The following is a 5,621-nucleotide window of genomic DNA, read 5'->3' as shown; positions in this document are numbered from 1 at the left end:
TATCAAGTTGGAGTCGTTGCGGCTGGGGGATTTCACCCCGAGCGAGGTGGCTGAGTTGTACGGCCAGCACACGGCCGAGACCGGGCAGGTGTTCACCCCGGGGGCGGTGGATCGGGCGGTGGAGTTGACCGCGGGGCAGCCGTGGCTGGTCAACGCGTTGGCCCGGGAGATCGTTGAAAAGATGAAAGTTCCCGCATCGGAGCCGATCAGCGTCGAGCATGTGGAGCAGGCGAAGGAGCGGTTGATTCTGGCGCGCGCCACGCATCTGGACTCGTTGGCGTCCAAGCTCGTCGAGTCGCGGGTGCGTCGGGTTGTGGAGCCGGTGCTGGCCGGGACGTTGACTCAGCTCGACCCCTACGATGACGATCTGCTGTATGCGCGTGACCTCGGGCTGGTCGCGGCGACCCGTCCGCTGCGTATCGCCAACCCGATCTACCATGAGGTGATCGCCCGGGTGCTCACCGCCAACACCGAGGAGACGGTTCTCGCTGATCCGCGGGCCTTTGTTCGCGCCGACGGCCGGCTGGATTTCGACCTGTTGCTGGCCGAGTTCGCTGATTTCTGGCGTGAGCACTCCGACGTGCTGACCCGTGGGATCGTCTACCATGAGGTCGCCCCCCAGCTGGTGTTCATGGCTTTTCTGCAGCGCGTCGTGAACGGGGGTGGACACGTGGAGCGGGAATACGGCGTCGGGCGCGGGCGCATCGATCTGTTTGTTCGCTGGCCTTACCAGAACTCGGACGGAAAACGAGCCGTGCAACGGGAGGCGGTCGAGTTGAAGGTGTGGCGGGCCGGCGAACCCGACCCGCTGGGCAAGGGGCTGGCCCAGTTGGATGGTTACCTTGACCGGCTCGGCCTTGACCGCGGTGTCCTGGTGGTCTTCGACCGCCGGCCCGAGGTCGCGCCTATCGCCGACCGCACCAGGTTTGAGCAGGCGAGCAGCCCGTCGGGTCGCCCGGTCACCGTCCTTCGCGCCTGACCGCTCTGCGCGCCTGGCTGGAGGCTTCCCATGGCGGGTGGGATTACCGTTGTAGGCATGTGCCGCAATATCACCGAACTGCGGGGCCTCGACCCGCCTGCGACCGACGAGGAGATCGAGGCGGCCGCCCGCCAGTTCATCCGGAAGGTCAGCGGGCTGCGCCAGCCGCCGGCGGCCGATGATGCGTTCGAGGCGGCCGTCACCGAGGTGACCGCTACGGTTCACCGGCTGCTCGGCGCGCTACCGGCCCGCCGCCAGCCCCCGACTACCGTGCCGCCGCTGCGGCGCCCCGAGGTCCGTGCCCGCCTCGGCCGCTGAGAAATCACCGGCCGTACGTGAGATTCCAGGTAAGAATCCCTGATGAATTCTATCGTGTCGGGTAGCGGCCGCACCGGGGGCATATCGTGACCGTGTACAGGGCAGCGCCCAGGTGTTCCTCACAATGGATGCAGCAACCGCCGAGAAGCCGCCGCATCCGTTCGGCCGGGTCTGTGTCCGCAGCGACCGGCGGGGCGGCTGGCGGAGCGCCGGAGGGTTGGTTGAGCGAGCGGGCAATACCCTGGTAGATGTTGTATGCCTGGTCGAGAGTCTGTCGATGGTAGCCGAACCATGCCGCCACCTTTGGCTGGCGGGTGCTACCCGGTATCGTGCGGGAAAGCCGTTCCTCGTACCCGGCGATCTCGTTGTGGGTCGCTTGGATGGATGCTATCGCCTCGGTAATCTGCGCGGCTGAATAAGGTGAACGCTACAAGATCCGGTTGAGTTTCTGAGTGTAGCGTCTCATGATCTTTCCCAGTTCCTCGACCGCGGGCGCGACATAGGGCGGGTCGGGTATGTCATCGGTGGGGCGTGCACCGTACATCCAAGTCTCCTTTCGGCCGCGGCTATTGTGATCGAAAGAACTGTGGTTGGCTTCCTGTTCCTGTTCGGGTCGGCTCGATCGCGTTCAGGACGAGGGCGCACAGGGATTCGCGGTTGTCGAGAACGTCGTCGGGGACGCTGTAGTAGCGGCGGACGGTGACGGTTCGTCCCGCTGCCCGGTAGGTGAAGGGGTGGGCACCTGCCGCCTCGGCCGCGGCTCCGGCGGCGGCGTCGACGCGAAGATAGAGGGTGTCCATGACCATCGCGAACTGCCGGTCGTGGTGGCACAGTGCCCAGCCGCCGAAGAAACGGCGCAGCGTGACGCCGTCGATCGGTTGAAGCTGGTCGAGGATGTGGTCGGCGAGGCTTCGGTCACCGCTCATGGCCGCGTGTCCGTCGCGGCCGGAGACCGGAGCGCCTCGACCAGGCAGCCGATGTTCACAGGGTCGTGTCCTTCCATGAGCTGGTGGGGTCACATCGCAGGGAGACGAGAATGTCGTCGGTGATCTCCTGGAGTCGGGAGGCTGGCGTCCCGGCTCGGACGAGCACCAGAACGCCCTGGTAGTCGACCAGGAGTCGGGCACCCCACCGGTCGGCCTGGGCGGCGGCGGGCACCTGCCCGGCGGCCTGTGCGCGTGCCACAGCACCGGTGAAACCTCGCTCGATGGCATCCAGCCCGCGCCGGACACCGCGGCTCGTCAGCTCGTCCAGGGCGTAGGACTCGACCGCGGTGTTCGTGACCAGGCATCCGGGGTCCGGGGTGCGCCCGGTATTGAAGGTGGAGGTGAAGTACGTGCTGATGCCCCCCAGCGGGTCATCCGGCCGTTCCAGGTGGTCCGCGACGCGTCGGACCACGACCCGGTCGACGTAGGCGTCCAGGGCCGCTCGGAAGATCGAATCCTTGTTCCCGAACGCTCGGTAAAGACTGCCCGGATGCAGCCCGGTGGTCTCCTCCACGTCCTTCAACGACGTCCCCTGATAACCCTGCCGACGGAACAGGTGCATCACCGCCGTGAGGACATCATCGGAGTCGAAGGTCTGTCGCCGGCCCATCCATCCTCCATAGTTGAATGAATGCTCATCAATCTAGTTCGGAATACGCCCCTGTCAAGCCCTGGGTGTCCGACGCCGAGGAACACCGGTGCGAGTCGCTGTTGGATGGAGACCGGAGCGCCTGGCGGGGCACCCGGCGGGGCACACAGGGCGCCCGGTGGGGCACACAGTGCACCGTAGAGTGGCGGGGACGGTGGTCGTCCGATGGTGTGGAGGGTTCTGGCTCATGGGACGCAGGTTCAACACGGCGGGGCCGTGTTTGCCCGCGTATCACTACATGGTTCCGGCGTTGGGGCGGTTGCCGGAGGCGCCCAGCCTGGTGGATCAGATGGGCTATTTTGTGGTGCATGCGCCGCGGCAGACGGGGAAGACGACCACGCTGCGGGCGCTGGCCGAGGAGCTGACCGCTGGTGGCGTGTACGCGGCGTTGCATTTCTCGTGTGAGGTCGGCGAGGCCGCTGGCGACGACTACGGCGCGGCGCAGCGCGGCGTGCTCCACGCGATGCGAAGCCGGGCCGAGTTCGCCCTGCCGGCAGAGCTGCGGCCGCCGTCGTGGCCGGCGGCCCCTGCGGAGAACATGCTCGCGGAGGCGCTCGCGGCGTGGGCGCGGGTCTGTCCGCGGCCGTTGGTGTTGTTCTTCGATGAGATCGACGCGTTGCGCGGTGCGAGTCTGATCAGCGTGCTGCGCCAGTTGCGGGCCGGGTTCAACGAGCGACCGGGTGGGTTTCCCGCTTCGGTGGCGTTGTGTGGGCTGCGCGACGTCCGTGATTACAAAGCCGCCAGTGGTGGTGACCCGAGCCGGCTCGGCACCGCGAGCCCGTTCAATATCAAGCTCAAGTCGCTGCGGTTGGGGGACTTCACTGCTGAGGATGTCCGGGAGCTGTACGGCCAACACACCGCGGAGACCGGGCAGGTTTTCACCCCGATGGCGGTGGATCGGGCGGTGGAGTTGACCGCGGGGCAGCCGTGGTTGGTCAACGCGTTGGCCAACGAGATCGTCGAGGAGCTCGCGGTCCCGCCTACCGAGTCGATCACTGTGGACCATGTGGAGCAGGCGAAGGAGCGGTTGATTCTGGCGCGCGCCACGCATCTGGACTCGTTGGCGTCCAAGCTCGTCGAGTCGCGGGTGCGTCGGGTTGTGGAGCCGGTGCTGGCCGGGACGTTGACGCAGCTCGATCCGTACGATGACGATCTGCTGTATGCGTGTGACCTTGGGCTGGTCGCGGCGACCCGTCCGTTGCGTATCGCCAACCCGATCTACCATGAGGTGATCGCCCGGGTGCTCACGGCCAACGTGGAGGTCAATGTCGTTGCCGATCCGCGCAGTTTCGTGCTGAGCGACGGCCGGTTCGATTTCGACATGCTGTTGCGGGAGTTCGCCGACTTCTGGCGTGAGCACTCCGACGTGCTTACCGCCGGGGTTGTCTACCATGAGGTGGCCCCGCAGTTGGTGTTGATGGGTTATCTGCAGCGGGTGGTCAATGGTGGTGGGTATGTCGAGCGGGAGTATGGCATTGGCCGGGGTCGGATTGACCTGCTGGTGCGCTGGCCCTATCAGAGCTCGGCTGGCACACGGTGCTGGCAGCGGGAGGCGATCGAGTTGAAGGTGTGGCGCGCCGGCGAACCCGATCCGCTGGCCCGGGGGTTGGCTCAGCTGGATGGTTACCTCGACCGGCTCGGTCTCGACCGCGGTGTCCTGGTGGTCTTCGACCGTCGGCCCGAGGTCGCGCCTATTGCCGACCGCACGAGGTTTGAGCAGGCGAGTAGCCCGTCCGGTCGCCCGGTCACCGTCCTGCGCGCCTGACCGGCTTGCTCCCGCGGCCTGTCGAGTCTCGATGACCGTCTCCTGCTGACGTTTCGTCAGCGGTCAGGTTCGGGTGATGGCGGTCAGCCAGGCCGGGATGCTGGTGGGTCCGAGGTTGATCTCGATTTCGGCCGGCTCGATCGAGTCGATCTGCCAGCCGTCGTCGAAGCTGGCTGTGAGCTCGTCCCGGGTCAGCCTACGCGGACCCGTATCGCCCGGATGGCGGTCGCTGAAGCCGAGCATGAAATAGCGGCCGCCGGGTGGGATCGTCGACCGCAGACTCGCGGTGAACCGGAGGCGATCGTCGTCGGTGAACACGTGGAACAGTCCACAGTCGAGCACCGTGTCGAACTGTTCACCCAGCTGCTCCAGCTCAAGGGCGTCGCCGACCAGAAACCTGACGGTCAGACTCCGGTCGGCGGCCTTGCGTCGGGCGCGGGCGATGGCCGCCGCTGCGGTGTCGATGCCGGTCGCGTCCAGCCCGAGGCGAGCGGCCATCAGGGCGTGTTCTCCGGTTCCGCAGCCGACATCGAGGACTCGTCCGCGGAGCACGCCGGCGTCGGCCAGGTCCAGGAACGCCGGTTGAGGCCGGCCGATGTCCCACGGGGGCGTGCCCTGATAGGAGGTGTCGAAGTCGATGGGCCGCCGTGGTTTCAGCGGATCGGACGTGCCCACGGGACTCTCCGGACTGGCCATGGGTCGATCCTCCTCCCTGAACATCACGTGTGCACGGTCCTGGTGGTTGCGGTACCAGGTGACGGTGTCGAGGAACGTCACGGTGGAGTCGGCATCTACGCGACGAGGAACACCGGCGTGAGTCGTTGTTGGATGGAGACCGGAGCGCTTGGCGGGGCACCCGGCGGGGCACCCGGCGGGGCACACAGGGCACCCGGTGGGGCACGCGGTGCACCCGGTGGGGCACGC

Annotated in this window: 5 protein-coding genes and 1 pseudogene; 3 read left to right on the top strand and 3 right to left on the bottom strand. The window is 66.9% G+C overall.

What is annotated here, in order from left to right; genetic code table 11:
- A pseudogene (locus U9978_RS23180) lies at positions 1 to 979 on the top strand (ATP-binding protein); the annotation flags it as partial.
- Between the two features lie 57 nt (positions 980 to 1,036).
- Positions 1,037 to 1,297, top strand: coding sequence for a DUF2277 domain-containing protein (locus U9978_RS23175; RefSeq protein WP_322754546.1), 261 nt, complete (start codon positions 1,037 to 1,039; stop codon positions 1,295 to 1,297).
- Between the two features lie 566 nt (positions 1,298 to 1,863).
- Here the strand turns inward: U9978_RS23175 and U9978_RS23170 are convergent.
- Positions 1,864 to 2,223 carry a TfoX/Sxy family protein gene (locus U9978_RS23170; protein WP_322763266.1) on the bottom strand — a complete coding sequence of 120 codons (360 nt, stop codon included), beginning with the start codon at positions 2,221 to 2,223 and terminating at the stop codon, positions 1,864 to 1,866.
- Between the two features lie 55 nt (positions 2,224 to 2,278).
- Complete coding sequence (locus U9978_RS23165) at positions 2,279 to 2,893, bottom strand: TetR/AcrR family transcriptional regulator (protein WP_322763265.1); 615 nt, start codon at positions 2,891 to 2,893, stop codon at positions 2,279 to 2,281.
- A 226-nt stretch (positions 2,894 to 3,119) separates the two neighbouring features.
- On the opposite strand from U9978_RS23165, the gene U9978_RS23160 reads away from it, so the two are divergent.
- Positions 3,120 to 4,697, top strand: coding sequence for an AAA family ATPase (locus tag U9978_RS23160; protein WP_322763264.1), 1,578 nt, complete (start codon positions 3,120 to 3,122; stop codon positions 4,695 to 4,697).
- A 63-nt stretch (positions 4,698 to 4,760) separates the two neighbouring features.
- Here the strand turns inward: U9978_RS23160 and U9978_RS23155 are convergent, their stop codons facing one another.
- On the bottom strand, positions 4,761 to 5,393 hold the full coding sequence (locus U9978_RS23155) for a class I SAM-dependent methyltransferase (protein WP_322763263.1): 633 nt from the start codon (positions 5,391 to 5,393) through the stop codon (positions 4,761 to 4,763).
- Between the last annotated feature and the right edge of the window lie 228 nt (positions 5,394 to 5,621).

Source organism: Protofrankia sp. Cr2, assembly GCF_963555885.1.
Taxonomy (GTDB): domain Bacteria; phylum Actinomycetota; class Actinomycetes; order Frankiales; family Frankiaceae; genus Protofrankia.
The sequence above is the reverse complement of the archived record's forward strand: the minus strand, read 5'-3'. Positions and strand labels throughout refer to the sequence as shown.